The sequence below is a fragment of the Agarilytica rhodophyticola genome, from assembly GCF_002157225.2.
Lineage (GTDB): Bacteria > Pseudomonadota > Gammaproteobacteria > Pseudomonadales > Cellvibrionaceae > Agarilytica > Agarilytica rhodophyticola.
Genome location: NZ_CP020038.1, coordinates 3968907 through 3984519, shown reverse-complemented (window position 1 = coordinate 3984519; position 15613 = coordinate 3968907). Strand labels below are relative to the sequence as shown.

8 protein-coding genes and 2 tRNA genes are annotated in these 15613 nt (G+C 41.5%); 6 read left to right on the top strand and 4 right to left on the bottom strand.

The features are described 5' to 3' along the window. Window positions 1–193 precede the first annotated feature (193 nt). Entirely contained in the window at window positions 194–1288 is a 1095-nt protein-coding gene (locus BVC89_RS16675) for an esterase-like activity of phytase family protein (RefSeq protein ID WP_086932276.1), read from the bottom strand. Window positions 1289–2277: 989 nt separating this feature from the next. Here BVC89_RS16675 and BVC89_RS16670 point away from each other — a divergent pair. The 3 genes from BVC89_RS16670 to BVC89_RS16660 all read left to right on the top strand — a co-directional run bounded on the left by BVC89_RS16670 (window position 2278) and on the right by BVC89_RS16660 (window position 8510). Continuing rightward, window positions 2278–5190 (top strand): TonB-dependent receptor, encoded by a 2913-nt coding sequence (locus tag BVC89_RS16670; RefSeq protein WP_086932275.1) that lies wholly within the window; start codon window positions 2278–2280, stop codon window positions 5188–5190. A 1082-nt stretch (window positions 5191–6272) separates the two neighbouring features. Then, a complete protein-coding gene (locus BVC89_RS16665; protein ID WP_158657993.1) occupies window positions 6273–7460 on the top strand; it encodes an acyltransferase family protein in 1188 nt (395 codons plus the stop codon). Between the two features lie 345 nt (window positions 7461–7805). After that, window positions 7806–8510, top strand: coding sequence for a Sir2 family NAD-dependent protein deacetylase (locus BVC89_RS16660; RefSeq protein ID WP_086934651.1), 705 nt, complete (start codon window positions 7806–7808; stop codon window positions 8508–8510). Between the two features lie 31 nt (window positions 8511–8541). On the opposite strand, the gene BVC89_RS29840 is transcribed toward BVC89_RS16660, so the two are convergent. The 3 genes from BVC89_RS29840 to BVC89_RS16645 form a co-directional block, all read right to left on the bottom strand. Beyond that, window positions 8542–8703, bottom strand: a complete 162-nt coding sequence (locus tag BVC89_RS29840; RefSeq protein ID WP_158657992.1) for a hypothetical protein — start codon at window positions 8701–8703, stop codon at window positions 8542–8544. A gap of 750 nt (window positions 8704–9453) precedes the next feature. Then, a tRNA-Asp gene (locus BVC89_RS16650) sits at window positions 9454–9530 on the bottom strand. A gap of 42 nt (window positions 9531–9572) precedes the next feature. Then, window positions 9573–9648: transfer RNA gene (locus BVC89_RS16645), tRNA-Val, on the bottom strand. A gap of 147 nt (window positions 9649–9795) precedes the next feature. Here BVC89_RS16645 and BVC89_RS16640 point away from each other — a divergent pair. The 3 genes from BVC89_RS16640 (at window position 9796) to smc (ending at window position 15531) form a co-directional block, all read left to right on the top strand. After that, window positions 9796–10287 (top strand): cytochrome c-type biogenesis protein, encoded by a 492-nt coding sequence (locus BVC89_RS16640; protein ID WP_245929118.1) that lies wholly within the window; start codon window positions 9796–9798, stop codon window positions 10285–10287. A gap of 26 nt (window positions 10288–10313) precedes the next feature. Further along, window positions 10314–11579, top strand: coding sequence for a c-type cytochrome biogenesis protein CcmI (ccmI, locus tag BVC89_RS16635; RefSeq protein WP_086932272.1), 1266 nt, complete (start codon window positions 10314–10316; stop codon window positions 11577–11579). Window positions 11580–12024: 445 nt separating this feature from the next. After that, on the top strand, window positions 12025–15531 hold the full coding sequence (gene smc, locus BVC89_RS16630; protein ID WP_086932271.1) for a chromosome segregation protein SMC: 3507 nt from the start codon (window positions 12025–12027) through the stop codon (window positions 15529–15531). Window positions 15532–15613: the final 82 nt, after the last annotated feature.

The window sequence follows — 15613 nt, the reverse complement described above, 5'->3', positions numbered from 1 at the left end:
GTTCTTCATTTTTTGCTTAGTGTGATAATCACTATAACTTGAGTATAAAAAAATTCTAGCCAGATTCGGAACTGGACCTTACTTGCCCCAGTTATATTGTTGGAAGAGGTTGTAAATGTAAGAGGAGGGAGTTAATGCCTTTGATCCGATTCGATTCAAAGGCATTGATCATAGGTGAACAAAAGAAGGGTATTTATCTTTTCCAGTAATAATCGTGAATCTTAAATCCAATAAACTGGTTCACTTGAGGGCCAAAGGCACTGAAATTATCATCTGAAACGAGAATTAGTGTACGTTGTCCATTGATTTTGGGGCCTAAGGTCATACCTTCGACATTGTCCGGTGTAATACCTAAATCGTCCAAATCTAACAGCAATCTCTTGCGCATAGGGCGTATTTTCTTACCTTGGATAGAGTCGAACCGACTGACTTCTGTAGCGCCGCGAGTTGTGGTTAAGTAGAGTTTGACACTATAGCCGACGCCGATCGAGAAAGATCTTTCCATAGCAATCATGACATTTTTGTCCAGAGTTAATAGTTCTACTAAACCACTGTCAGCGAAGCCATCACTTGGAACAGGTGCTTGTGCAATAGGCTCTACCATGTAAATGTATTCTTGCTTTGCTTTGCCCGTTTTGGCGTTGAGTTTCATAACTCGCGCGGGGCTGCCTGAAGTAAGTGTAGATTTTTCTCCATCTTGCACTAAGGCACTTTCGTTAGCGACAAACAACGTACTCGTATTTCTACCATAGGTTATACTTTCAAAACCGACGTTATTTCTTGTTCCTGCTGTATCGCCGATGCCGACAAATTTTTCTGGTAAATCGAATTCAGCCAAATAACGCCCGTCAGCACTCATGACCCGTGTGAATGGTGTAGTGTCTCCTTCTTGTCTCTCGCTCGTCCAATATAAAAGGCCAGGGAAGGGCATAACTCTAATGCCTTCGGGATCGGGTCTTGTTGTAAAAGGTAAGCCATCTTTATCCAAGATGGTGGTAACTCTCGTTATCTCTATATCGTCGTTATCTAGCCAACCGTCTTGTAAATCTATATTTAAATTATAATACCTTGGTGCAGAGCGATCATCACTAATAGCCACATAGCTGTTGGTATCTGTGTTGTAATCAATGCCTGATATGCCACCAAAAATAGTGTCTTCAAACATCGTCCTACTAGGTACTTGAGCCTCTCCAATAAATTCTAATTCATAACCATAAAAGTTACCTTTAGCGCTTACAGGTAACGCGCAAACACTCAACAATGCGGCTGAAAGTACCGAACGAAACATAATGAACCTTCCTAATTAAAATATTAGACAAATATATTCAGCGGATGATTTGACATTTTTATGAAGCAAAAGTGAAGTTTTGGTGGCACATAAATAAAGCATTTGGCATTTTTATTTTAAAAGGGTTGCTTTAGGCTGCTGGTTTTTATGCCACCTAAAAAGGTCGGCCCTTGTTGTGCAGAAATCCGCACAACAAGCAGGCGCCATTAATTTGCATGTATAAACCGCTCATTATACGTCTTAGATGAAATTAAATATGAGAAGGGGATCCTATTATTAATTAATGTCTATATATGTATTAGACATGATGTAAGAGTAATATCGAAAAAATCATTTTTGTGTTTTGTTTAAATGAAGATAAGCCACTATCGCGAACACTATTTACGCCGATCCAAATAAAAATAGACCGTTTTTATTTGGATCTATTTTTTTACTATGCAGCGTGGTTATTTATTTAAAATGGAAAAATTATCAATGTGGATTACTACTTAACATCCCCGCTCTCGATGATGTCTGAGTTGTTACCCGATCCTCAATTACTTACATTACTTTTCTTGTCTCGTTAGCAGATTGTTGTTATCCATCATAATTTTTTAAAAATATCTCTTGCCATTGTTGTTTTCAATGCCATGCTTAGTGATTTAATTAAAAATCTGAAGACCAATTTTAAAAAAATGATCATTATTTTTTAAATAGAAGAGATTAATTTATTTTTTAATTATTTTAATTTTTTTTGGTCTGTCCAATATTTTTTTAATTAGCGGTTATAGTGTTTTTTATGGTGGAATTTAAAGGTAAATCACGATATTCTAAAAAAGTGGTCTTATCACTGAATAATAAATTGCCAGCCAAAAACACAATTATTGGTATGGCCAAAAAAATGATGGCCATATTTAAACCAAATATACTTATCCAAAAATTACATAATAATAATCAAAAGTACGGCTTTAGTTTTTCCAAAATAAAGGCCTGCGTCCGGAGAGAATATAATGGGATACAAACATCCACTCGTTTTACCTGCCTTGTCGATATCTACTTTAGCACTAGCTTTAAATACTTATGCCCAAAATAAGGTTACGGAAAATGTTAATGAAGGATTAATTCAAGAAGAAGTAATTGTGACTGGGATTCGTCAAAGCCTCGAAGCTGCCGCCGATGCTAAACGTGCAGATGCACGTATTATAGACACTATTGTTGCTGAGGATATTGGTAAATTACCCGATAACAATATTGCTGAAGCATTACAAAGAATTACCGGCGTATCTATTAATCGAGAATTCGGTGTTGGTTCTGAAGTGTCGATTCGCGGGTTGCCGCAAAACCGTGTGGAATTAAATGGCCGTTCAACATTGGGTGACGGGCGCAACGGCGTAGACTTTCAGGATTTTCCATCGGATTTTTTATCCGGAGTTGAAGTGGTTAAATCTCCTACACCAAAAATGATTGAGGGAGCACTGGGCGGTACTATAAATCTTAAAACGGTTCGCCCTCTCGACACTAAAGATCGCGTTCTTTCTATTTCAACAAAGGGTGAATATACAGATAACACAGAACACTGGGGGCCAATTTTAAATACCACCTATGGTGATCAGTGGAGTCTGGATAGCTCGGGTAATTTTGGAGTTATTGCCAGTATAAGTTATCAGGAAAGAGAACTACGCCGCGATGAATCTCGCGTAGGCTTTGATGTTGAACCTTTGGACTTAGACGGTGATGGTGAATTAGATCCTGGTAATATTGTGATTCCTATTAATATAACCTATCTACCAGCGATTGATACTCGTGAACGCTTAGCGGGAAATGTATCTCTGCAATGGCAGCCAACATCATCGCAAGGTATGTTGTATTTCGAAGGCGCTTTTACTCAGAGGGAAGGGGATAATCAAACATTTTCGCCACTATCCATTATTCATAGCCCTCTAAGAGCGCGAGAGAATCTTGATAACTTGAGCGATGCTGAACAGCAAGCTATTGCGCAGAGGGAACGCGATGCGGGTTTTAGAATTGATGATACAGGTCAAATTGTAGATTACACAGATACAGATGTACGTTTTCTTAATCGTACAGAATCCACTTTTCGCAATACCGATTCTATTAGTGCAGCGTTTGGTGGTGAATGGTCGTTAAGTGGCAATATTCAAATATCGGGTGAGCTGAGTTATGCCGACTCTGAAACCTTTGAACCTTCTTCTGACTTTCGTTTTTATGCGGTAGATCCTGTACGTGAAGCAGCCAACCCGGCTGCCTTTAATCCACTCAATGGCGGCATTCGCTACGATACTGATAATAATAGTGTGCCGACGGTAGCATTAACTGATCCCAATACTTTTTTAGATCCTAATCAATGGGTATTTCGCCGCTATGAAAATCGTGAAGACTTTGTCGATAACGATGAAACCGCAGCGCGTTTTGATATCACCTTTGATACACCTTTCACCGGTGTCGATTTTATTTCATCAATAGATGCTGGGGTTAGATTTTCCGATAGAGGCTTTCAAGCTTCAAGAAATCGTTTATTCGTCAGTGGTTTGGAAAATCAACTGCAAAATGCTAATGGTGACCCCATTGTTATTCCAATGACGGCCTTTCCCGATGGTACAATTAGTCAATACAACTTCGATGCTTTTGACGGTGATAGCGCACGCTATGATTTGGCCAACTTTTTAACTTTTAATGCTGACGTGTTACAAAATGAAGAACGTACCTTGCAGATCGTGGCCGACTTGTTACGTGGAACCAATCGCGAAATCAGTGGTAATCGTAGTGACCTTGCCTTTCAATTCGACCGCTTTGCCACAGTAGATGAAGAAACCACAGCAGCTTATATTCAATTCAATATCGATGCAGAAGTATTAGGCTTACCTGTACGAGGTGTTGCCGGCACACGTTATGTGCGGACCGAATTAGAAACAGGTGCCTTTGAGCGCAATACGAGTGGTGATTTTGTGCCCACCTCCGATAGTAATAACTATGACGATTGGCTGCCTAGTATGAATTTAACTATGAATGTGCAAGATGATACGTTACTACGTTTTGCCGCGGCCAAAGTGATGAGGCGCCCTGATTTTAATCAGCTTAACCCGGCTTTTAATATTAATGTTGATAATACTCGCGCAGAACGAGGTAATCCGCAACTTAATCCTTTTCGCGCAACGCAATATGATCTTTCCATCGAACATTATTGGGGAGAGAGTAATCTTATTTCGGTGGCGATCTTTTATAAAGACGTTAGCTCATTTTTATCTCAGACACAAATATGTTCCAATGCGCCGAGCTTTGTTGCCATTTCCAATCCCAACGTACGCGATGAATTATGCTTTCTTGATGGACGAGGCGACAATCCAGCATTAACTTCACCCTTGTTAGAACTGGGGATCCCCACTACCATTCAAACCAACGGTGAAAGTGGCACTGTGGAGGGATTTGAACTGGGCTACCAGCAGTCTTTTGATTTTCTTCCTGCGGCATGGAGTGGCTTAGGTATAAGTGCAAATTACACGTATGCTGATAGTGAAGACCCCAACGGCACACCCTTAGAGGATATTTCTGAAAATACATATAACGCCTCTATTTACTATGAGAAATATGGCTTTAGTACTCGTTTAGCCTATACCTATCGTGACCGATTCCTCGACAGCGCCTTTGAAAATCGCGTGCGAGAGGTAGGAGTTTTACTACTGGGGCCTGGTTCTGATGATCCGACATTAGGTAACTCTTTTCGCGAGCCTATTGAACAGCTGGATTGGTCAGCCTCCTATGACATTAATGCCAAACTTCGTATACAAGCTGATATTGTTAATCTTACTAAAGAGCCGACGTTAGACACCGCGACTAATGGTGCCTTGTATCAAGTGCGTCAGAGCGATCGTCGATTTACACTTGGTGTAAGAGTGAAGCTGTAACGCAATACTATGCGAGGTAAACTGAGTGTTTGCATGTTTTACGTCGCAAAATTTCGGTAGGAAAAGCAGCTAAGCTATGTAATGGAAAATAATAGTCATAGCTGTTTGCCTAATTAATATTAATACTGTTTCATGCTTTTTTCTCATGGCTTACAGCTTTTGTTAGTACTTTAGTATTAATTTTGTGGCCTGTTAGGTTCTCATTTATTTCTATTTAACTATTTTTTTGACTAATCTCAGGGCTAATTATATGTATGATTTTAAATATGATAGTGCAAAAAACGGCCCTAATAATAATTCTATAGAAGTTTGAGCCATTTTGGCTGCATTAGCTGCTCAGCAAGAAGTATCCTTTCATTTGTACGAGTGCCATAGTGGTGGCAGTCGACCGTTAGTTGGCTATATCCGTATTAAAAAGTAACATGTAACTTTATATCGAGCTTGGTGATTTATATTTACCAAACGCTATTAATTTTTTCTACAGTATCGAATTGGCGCAAGCTTCTAATTCTTAATAATGTAATAAAATTATTTCACTTTACCTCCGTAACCTCTACAAAAAAATGGTGACATAAGAGCTACACCACTGCAATTTAATTAGTGTTAAAAGGCCATGACTTAGAAATTTCATTTTTTAATGATTATTTGCTCACTAATGCGTCGGTTTTGGGAAAGCTTTACTGTGTTTCTGTAGATTATTGAAAGAAAATGTAATTAACGCTTAACACGATAAAAAACGTCATGTTAGAATTCACTAACACCGTTTATAGTGACTTTTTAACAGGAAATTTTATACAAGGAAGAGTATGTATATTCCTCCAATTTTCAAAATAGATAGCAATCTACTTAAATATTGATCAGCGTTTAGTCACTGATCTTGCATTGTTGTGCGTTTAACTTTTGCTTAAAAGTAAGTGTTTAAGTTGGTAAATCTACCTATATATAGTTTTACTAGATTTTTATGCTATTAATTGTTTTGGTGTTTTCATGTTAACAGATAACAACTATATGGTGCTCGTATCTGAGTGGTTTTAGTGTTTTAAACACTGTTTTTCTCAAGGATATACAAAGGAAAGTAGATGATGGATAGTAGAGATAAGTATTTATCTGTTGAAAGTATTCGGGGCCTTGCATGTGTGATGGTTCTGATGTCACATCTTAGTTTGACTTTTTTTCCGTTCTTACATGCCTTCGATGGTAAGGGGGATATTGCACTTAACTCTATTCAGGGGTTTATTCACGAGTCTCCCTTCGGTTTTTTCTATTCAGGAAGTGCAGCGGTTTATATTTTCTTTGTTCTTAGTGGATTTATTCTTACCAAGGTTGCGCTGAAAAAAGATGATGCTCCGGTAAAAATATTTTCTATGTTTTTAAAACGCTACCCTCGTTTAATGATTCCTGTTCTGGTTTCTTGCATAATTGCGTATGTTTTTTTTCAGCTGTTCGATATTTCCAGCCCCGACCTAGGGCCTTGGATAAAAGGCTATGGTAGCTTGGACTACTCATTAACAAACGCAATTTACAGCGGTACAGTCGATGTCTTCTTCCTGTCCGGATATAGTGCTTATAATCCAGTGCTTTGGACAATGAAAATTGAGTTGCTTGGCTCCATTGTCGTTTACCTATTATGCTTAAATAAGGTCACATTAAAACTTCCATTTTTACTAGAAGTCGTTGCATTGCTTACTGTAATTTTAACCTTCTTAAAAATCATTCCTTCGAGTCTTGGTTCCGGTTTATTCGCTTTCTATGGTGGCTATTTATTTTGTATTTATGGCAGAGTGATTCCTCTAAAAATTGCATTGCCGGTACTATTGTTCGGACTTTTCTTAGCGGGTGCACATAACCAAAGTTACTCATATTCTCTGATTGCCACATTACTGGGTACAAAGACTTACTCACTTTGTAATTTTATGTCGGGCTTCTTTGTTGTTTATGCTATTATATTTAACGATAAGCTAAATATGTTCTTTTCCGGTAAAGCTCTGGTTTTTATGGGTAAGGTGTCATTTTCTGTATACCTGATTCATATGCCAATCCTCTCAACCTTTGGGATCTACGCTTTCAATATTTTGTTTCAATATACAGGTGTTTATCACTGGGCTGCAGTAGGTACCTCACTATTAACTATTTTGTCAGTTTATTTATGTTCAATTATGTTCTACCGCTATGTTGATGCGCAAGGTATGAACTTTAGCAACTTTTTTGCAAATAAGATTATTACCCAACTGCAGGCTGTGAAAAAGACAGCGCAAGGGTCAATTTCTTAACAATTATACGGAGCTTTTTTAGGTAGATATATATCTGCCTTATTTTTTAATCAATACATTTAGAAAGGGAAATAAATATGGAAATTTTCGACAACGTAATAGAGTTTTTACTAGGGGCTTCTGCTTATACGGCAGGTGTTAGTCTGCTCGCTACACTTATATACACGAGTGTGCCGATGTAGTTTTACTGTAATATTATGGCTTAGTCCTAAATGGAGGTTCGGGTTTGGAGATAGGCTTGGCTTGATTGCAGCTTTAGGTCGGTATAATAGTTTAAAATAATGCTATGTATGTTGTCCTGGTGTATGATTGCTATCAGCTTTTCCGCCTTATAAAAACCTACGTATGAGCAATAAACCTCCGATTAATCCTAACAAAGTCGTTGTTTTTTCTGGTGCGGGCATCAGTGCTGAGAGTGGTTTGAACACGTTCAGAGATGCGAACGGCCTTTGGGAAAATTACCCTGTTGAACTGGTTGCTACATCTAAAGGCTGGCAGCAGGATCCGGGCCTGGTATTGGATTTTTACAACAAACTACGCCAGCAAAGTAATCATGCGCAGCCGAATCAAGCACACTATGCTATTGCTGATTTAGAAAAAACCTTTGATGTTGTTGTCATTACACAGAATATTGATGATCTGCATGAGCGAGCAGGTTCAAGCGTTGTTATCCATCTGCATGGCGAATTGAACAAGGCCCGAAGCTCATTAGATAACGACCTTATATACAATATCGAAGAAAAGCCTATTCATTTGGGTCAAAAGTGCGAACTTAACAGCCAACTGCGCCCCCATGTTGTTTGGTTTGGTGAAACGCCACTTCATATGGAAAAAGCTAGAAAACACTTTCTCGATGCCGCCTATGTGCTTGTAGTAGGTACCTCTCTTGTGGTGGAGCCTGCTGCTGGATTATTAAAAAAAGCCCGCTATAAAGCGCAAAAAATTATCGTAACTCTCGATATTGATAAAATTCCCTATGGTTATAAACTGTTGCGTGGACGTGCTTCTAGTTTGGTGCCTGCTGTTTGTGAGCAGTGGAGGAGGGGGTAAGGGTGTACAAAGTCTAGAAAAGAAAGTAAAGCTACTCTTCTTTACTTTCTGGTCGAACCAGATTTTTAGGGTTTCCCATTACAGTTTCTTTTTCGAATTCTTCTTTTACATCTTTTGGCTTTTCTTTGAAAAGCTCTTTGGACGATTCTTTCGCTTTTTCTTTTGCTAGTTTTATTCGTTCTTCAGGGGTCATAATGGTTTTCCCAGGTTATTGAAGCTGTTACAGCTTTAGTATCAACATTCTTTGAAAAGAGATCCCTGTACCATGATAAGCGGTTTAACATATTTACCTTTGTTAAACTAAGAGATGTTTATGAGTAAGCTGAAGCAAACAATGACACTCAATTTTAAGTCCGAGCATGGTATCCCCTTAATAAATGTTTTATCTTCTTAGTTAAAAAAGAAAGAGTCTTATGAGGCTAAAAATATGGAAATAATGTTGAGGCTTTAAGAGATTAGCCTTGTCTGGCAGATGTTCTGTTTGAAGAGGACGGGTGTTGTCTAAAGAAATGGAGACTGTCGCGTGGCCGGGAGTTCACGAGCGCCTTCCTTGGCGCTCGCCCTGCGGGCAGCTATCGCTGTGAAAATTCGTTCCAGACGAATTAGTTGTCAGCCACATCCTTGTGGCCGATCCTTCGGATTGCTGCGCAACCAAATTCGTTCCTGACGAATTTTTGAACCCTACGTATAGCATTCGCGTCTTTTCTAAATTCTACATATACAAAAAAGCCCGCATCTTTCGATGCGGGCTTTTTTGTATATGGCGACCCGGAAGGGAATTCACGAGCGCCATCCTTGGCGCTCGCCCTCCGGGCAGCTGCGCTGTGCAAAATTGCTTTCCTGCAATTTTGTGAGCCCTGCGCATTGAGTCCAGATTCGTTACAGAAACATGATACAAATAAAAAACCCCAGCATCTTTCGATCCTGGGGTTTTTTATTTGTATGGCGACCCGGAAGGGACTTGAACCCTCGACCTCCGGCGTGACAGGCCGGCATTCTAACCAACTGAACTACCGGGCCGCAGATTTCTTGAGATTCCACTTTTACACTACTTTATTAAAGTGGTGGGTGGTACAGGGGTCGAACCTGTGACCTACGCCTTGTAAGGGCGCCGCTCTACCAACTGAGCTAACCACCCAGACCTCAAGAAAGAAGTCGCCATTGTAATGATATTCGCTTGTTGGTCAACACTTTTGTCACGGAATCTTAAAACTACTTGTATTGAACTAGTGGTGGTATGTTTCTGCCTGATATACTGGATGCCGATAAACCTTAGGGGGAACGTGTGAATTTCTACTTTCGTGTCTTACTTTTGTCTTTAATTTGTGCTGCCTTACCCAGTATGGCAGTGGATGTGGTTGAATTTGATTCACCGAGGGATCATGAGCGCTATCAGCAGCTAACCTATGAACTTAGATGTCCAAAGTGCCAGAATCAAAACTTGATCGACTCTAATTCTCAAATATCTGAAGATTTACGTGATGAAGTTGTGCGCTTAATAAAGGAAGGTAAAACCGATAGTGAGATTAAAGAGTATATGGTATCGCTATACGGTGATTTTATTTTGTACAAGCCACCTTTGCAAAAAAATACCATTGTACTTTGGGCAGGCCCAGTGCTAATGCTGATTTTGGGCATGTGTATTTTTGGTGTGATTATTTTTAAACGATCTCGCATGAACGAGGATGACGAGATTGGGTCTATAGAAGACGATTCAACTAATAGCGACTTTTTGTCTGAATCCACTCCCTCGGATGATGAAAAGGCTGACACATAAGACTTAATTTAACATAAAGAGTATTTATGGAATTTTGGCAGGTTTATATATTAATCAATATTTTGGCGGCGATATTTATTGTATGGCCAGCTATTTTTGTCGCCAAGAAATATAAAAAAGATTTACGTGCAAATGCGCGGACAGAAACTAATACAGAAGTTTTTGAAGGGCATTTCGCTGAACTAGAGCAAACCTATAATCGTGGTGAAATCAGCGAAGCGGAAATGACAGGTTTAAAGAGGGATTTGGAAAAAACACTTATAGAAGAAAACCATATGGCTTTGGATGACAGTGAGCGTCCTGTGGTGTCTTCTTTTAAAAGTCGCATACCTGTTTTGTCGCTGGTGTTGGCACTACCTATTTTAAGTTTGATTTTATACTCCTCATTGGGTTCGAAAAAAGATTGGGAAATTTATCAGCTGGCAATCAATCGTGGTGGGGAAACACCTGAAGTATCAAAAGAGCGGGCCAATGAATTAATTTTAGCCTTGCAAGACCGGGTTAATGAAAAGCCTGAAAATGCACAGAATTGGTATTTATTAGCCACTGTATCAATAGAACAAGGCATTTATGAAGAGGGTGTTCGTGCTTTTCGTGAGGTGTTAAATATTCAACCGAATGCACCCAAGGTTCAAGCGGAGTTGGCCCAAGCTTTATTTTTACGTGCAGGCAATACCATTACACCCGAAGTGCGCGAGCATACCAAAGCTGCATTGGCAGCTGCGCCGAATATGCCAACAGCTTTGGGTTTAGCTGGTATCGATGCTTATCAAACAGGTAATTATAAAAATGCCATGGATTTTTGGCAGCGTGCACTTGTGCAATTGGACCCCCAATCAGCAGCGGCACGGGCGCTAACCGGCGGCATTGCACGGGCAAAATTGGCTCTAGATAAAACGGGTGATACGCAACAAGTGGCGCAGAATACAGAAACAACTGCACCTGCTTTACATGTTAAAGTTTCGGTAGACAAACAAAATGTTCAGGTGAGCGATGACGATTTTGTATTTGTCTATGCCCGTGCTTGGCAAGGGCCGCGTATGCCTTTAGCTATTCAAAAAGTGAAGGTGTCGGATTTGCCATTGGAAGTTAAATTGGATCAATCAATGTCGATGACCCAAGGCATGGATTTGGCCAGCTTTCCTCAAGTAGAAGTGGTTGCTCGTATTTCTTCAACGGGCAGCGCTATCTCTCAACCCGGCGATTGGCAGGCCGCTTTTGGCCCTGTAATTGTCGCCAGTCAAAATACGCCTATTGATTTAAAAATAAGCGAAAAAATTCCAGAGAAATAAAAGGTTTGCATCTGCGCTGGATAATACTACAGTCATAAAAAGGAGTGGGGATAACAGGTTGTGACTGTGGTTCAAATTCGGCGCGCATTTTCACGTGCTTCGTTGCTATGAAATGTGTAGAATCGCAGCTTTTTAGTATAAACAGGGCCAGCATCTGGCATGCCTAATTAAAACGCGCATTTTTTACGCCTAGATGAGTATTAGGTGTATAAATTGATTAAATTAGTAGCTGTCTATCAACAGGTATTAATAATCTCGCGAGAATGTAATGGCCAGAACGGGCGCAGGGTGCGCGTTTCTGTATGCTAACGGACCCTAGATATTTATAAATAACGCTTCCTGGGAAATCATTGATATTTATAGATGAGTGTAGGTGTTTATCGTTTAAATGCCTTCTGCGCCTATGGTATTTGTGAACATATAAGAGAAATAGCGAACAACAAACATGCGGTTGAAATCTATCAAGCTTGCCGGCTTTAAGTCTTTTGTCGATCCTACTACTGTCCATTTTCCGAGTAACTTGAGTGCGGTGGTGGGGCCAAATGGCTGTGGAAAATCCAATATTATTGATGCCGTGCGCTGGGTAATGGGAGAGTCGTCTGCGAAAAACTTGCGCGGCGAAGCTATGACCGATGTTATTTTTAACGGTTCTAGTGGTCGTAAGCCTGTTGGCCAGGCATCCATCGAGCTGATTTTTGATAACAGTGATGGTTCGTTGGTGGGGGAATATGCCGGTTACAGTGAAATTGCCATCAAAAGGAAAGTGACTCGCGAAGCACAAAATTTCTACTACCTTAATGGCAATAAGTGCCGTCGCCGGGATATTACCGATATCTTTTTGGGGACCGGCCTTGGCCCCAGAAGTTACGCCATTATCGAACAGGGGATGATTTCTCGTTTGATCGAAGCCAAACCGGAAGAGTTGCGTGTCTATATAGAAGAGGCCGCCGGTATCTCCAAATATAAAGAGCGTCGCCGAGATACCGAAAACCGGATGAATCGAACACGTGAAAACTTGGAGCGTTTAACGGATATTCGGGATGAATTAGAAAGACAATTATCACGCCTAGAAAGGCAGGCGCAAGCGGCTGAAAAATATAGTGAATTCAAAAAGTTAGAGCGAGAACTTAAATCTAAACTACAAGCTTTGCGCTATATAACCCTAGAGAAGAAGTCGGAAGAAAAACACAAGGTCATTAAAGAGTTAGAACTAACAGTTGAAGCCAGTGTTACCGAGCAGGTTCATCACAGCTCTGCTATTGAAAAACATCGCACTGAGCACTCAGAACTCAGTGATAAGTTTAACGAAGTTCAAGGCCGTTACTATGCAATCGGTTCCGATATTGCTCGTATAGAGCAAACCATTCAACACGCTCAAGAGCGGGAGCGACAGCTAAAAATTGACCTTGACCAGGTGCTGCGCGATTGCAGCGAAGCTGAGGAGCATTTGGCTGCTGACAAAGCCAAAGCGGAAGGTTGGGAAGCTGAATTGCTAGAAATTGAGCCAGAACTTGAAATGATCAAAGATGCTGAAGAGGACTCCAGCGGATCTCTACTTGAAGCTGAAGAAGCCATGCATTTATGGCAGCAAGAATGGGATCACTTTAACCAGAAAGCCGCAGAACCTCGTCAACAAGCAGAAGTGCAGCAATCGCGTATTAAATACCTAGAGCAGGTTCAGCAAAGGGTAATTGAGCGTATCGAAAAGCTGCAAAAAGAGTGTGATGAGCTGGTGGTTGGCGATGTTAAAGACGAAATCGATGAGCTGGATGAAACCCTAGCCGAAGTGGCCTTATCGATGGAGGACAAAGCCGAGCAGATCGAAACCTATGCCGCTAAGGTCACTGAACAAAGAGAGTTCCTGCAGTCTTGTAATGACGAGCGTGATCATTTACGCGGCCAGTTGCAGCAATCCAAAGGGCGATTGGCATCTCTGGAAGCCTTGCAACAAGCAGCTTTAGGGGGAAGTTCCGGCGCAGTCAGTGAGTGGTTGGAGTCGCAGGGTTTGGAGAATTACCCTAAGCTTGCAGAGAAAATATCCGTCGCCGACGGTTGGGATACAGCGGCAGAGGCTGTACTGGGTAATTCTTTACAGGCGGTCTTCAGTGACACCTCATTTGAAGCATTTAGTGACTCTTTAGCTGATTTAAAATCTGGCGAGCTGATGGTGCTTGACACTGGCAAAGGTGGCAACGGCGAGCGCAAACCTGATGCGTTAATCAGCAAAGTCAGTTGTGATATGGACTTAAGCCATTTAATGGCGGGTGTCTACGCTGTGGAATCCTTACCAGAAGCGCTGGCGCGTCGCAGTCAGCTGCAGGCGGGAGAGTCGCTGGTAACGAAAGAAGGCATCTGGCTGGGAGCCAATTGGATCAAAGTGATTAAGGGCGATGATCAAAACAGCGGTATTATTGCCCGTAAAGATGAAATTGAAAGCCTCACCGAAAGTATCTCTGAGCTTGAGATGCAGATTGAAGACTTGTCTCTCAAAATCGAAGATGCCAAACGACATTTGCAAGATGCAGAAAGCAGTCGTGAATCCAGTCGGCGTGAATCTGATGATCTACGTCGTAAACATGGTGAGTTGCAAGCCCAGTTGAGTTCCAAAAAAGCCAAGGTAGAGCAGGTGCTCGAAGGTCGCGAGCGAGCTGAGCGAGATATTCTGGAGGCCAAGCAACAGTTGGATATTGAGAGCGAAAATTTAGTGGACGCTCGTGCCAAGTTGCAAGAGGCGATTACGGGTATGGAGGCCGACACAGAAGAACGGGAAAAGTTGTTAGGGCAGCGGGATAATATACGCAGCAGCCTTGATGGGGCGCGCCAGCGGGCGCGGCATGATAAAGATCGCGCTCATGCTTTGGCTATGCAACATCAATCGGTTAAGACGCAGCTTGAGTCTATTCGCCAGGGCATCAGCCGCTTACATGAGCAGATGCAACGTATGGAAGAACGCCGCGAGACCTTAAGTCTGGCATTGGCTGATAGCCAAGAACCTGCTACTGAGCATCAAATGGAGTTAGAAGCATGTTTGGAGAAACGTATCTCGGTTGAACAACAGTTAACAGATGCTAGGCGAACCATGGAAGAATCTGAAAGTGCTTTGCGCGAAGCTGAGAAAAAGCGTTCTCAGGTGGAGCAGGTGCTAGCGGGTTTGCGTTCTAATTTGGAAAGCGCACGCCTTGATGCACAGGCACTGGATGTGCAACGGGAAAGTCTCAAGCAGCAGCAAGCGGAAGAAGATCTTGATATTGATAATATTGCACAAACCTTAGAAGAAGACGCCGACGAGAAGGAAATGGAGAGCGAGCTGGAAAAGGTTGGTAATCGTATTAGTCGCTTGGGAGCAATTAACTTAGCCGCGATTGATGAATTTAAGACCGAATCTGAGCGCAAGAACTATCTCGATGCACAAAATGAAGATTTACAAGAGGCTTTGGAAACCTTAGAAGGGGCAATTAAGAAGATTGATCGCGAAACTCGCACCCGTTTTAAAGAAACTTTTGACCAAGTGAATTCCGGCTTGCAGGAGCTGTTTCCGAAAGTATTTGGTGGCGGTCATGCTTATTTAGAATTGACTGGGGAGGATTTGCTCGATACCGGTATCGCCATTATGGCGCGGCCACCAGGCAAGAAGAACAGTACGATACATTTGCTTTCAGGGGGAGAAAAAGCGCTCACCGCAATCGCATTGGTTTTCTCAATATTTCGTCTCAATCCGGCGCCATTTTGTATGCTCGATGAGGTGGATGCGCCGTTGGATGATGCTAACGTTGGTCGATATGCTCGAATTGTTGAAGAAATGTCGGCTCAGGTACAGTTTATTTATATTACACATAATAAAATCGCGATGGAGATGGCGCATCAATTACTCGGAGTTACCATGCATGAACCTGGTGTTTCTCGCATGGTAACGGTGGATGTCGACGAGGCTGCGGAGCTTGCTGCGTCTTAATGGGCCGACTATGCATGTTTTTAAAAGGTTATGTTTTAAAGCTCATGTTTTGGAAGGTCATAGTTTCACATTCAGTGCTGGA

Bases quoted from the DNA above. Each gene is read 5' to 3' on its own strand.
- smc (WP_086932271.1), top strand. From the start codon at position 12,025: ATGCGGTTGAAATCTATCAAGCTTGCCGGCTTTAAGTCTTTTGTCGAT.
- BVC89_RS16660 (WP_086934651.1), top strand. From the start codon at position 7,806: ATGAGCAATAAACCTCCGATTAATCCTAACAAAGTCGTTGTTTTTTCT.
- BVC89_RS16670 (WP_086932275.1), top strand. From the start codon at position 2,278: ATGGGATACAAACATCCACTCGTTTTACCTGCCTTGTCGATATCTACT.
- ccmI (WP_086932272.1), top strand. From the start codon at position 10,314: ATGGAATTTTGGCAGGTTTATATATTAATCAATATTTTGGCGGCGATA.
- BVC89_RS16665 (WP_158657993.1), top strand. From the start codon at position 6,273: ATGGATAGTAGAGATAAGTATTTATCTGTTGAAAGTATTCGGGGCCTT.
- BVC89_RS29840 (WP_158657992.1), bottom strand. From the start codon at position 8,703: ATGACCCCTGAAGAACGAATAAAACTAGCAAAAGAAAAAGCGAAAGAA.
- BVC89_RS16675 (WP_086932276.1), bottom strand. From the start codon at position 1,288: ATGTTTCGTTCGGTACTTTCAGCCGCATTGTTGAGTGTTTGCGCGTTA.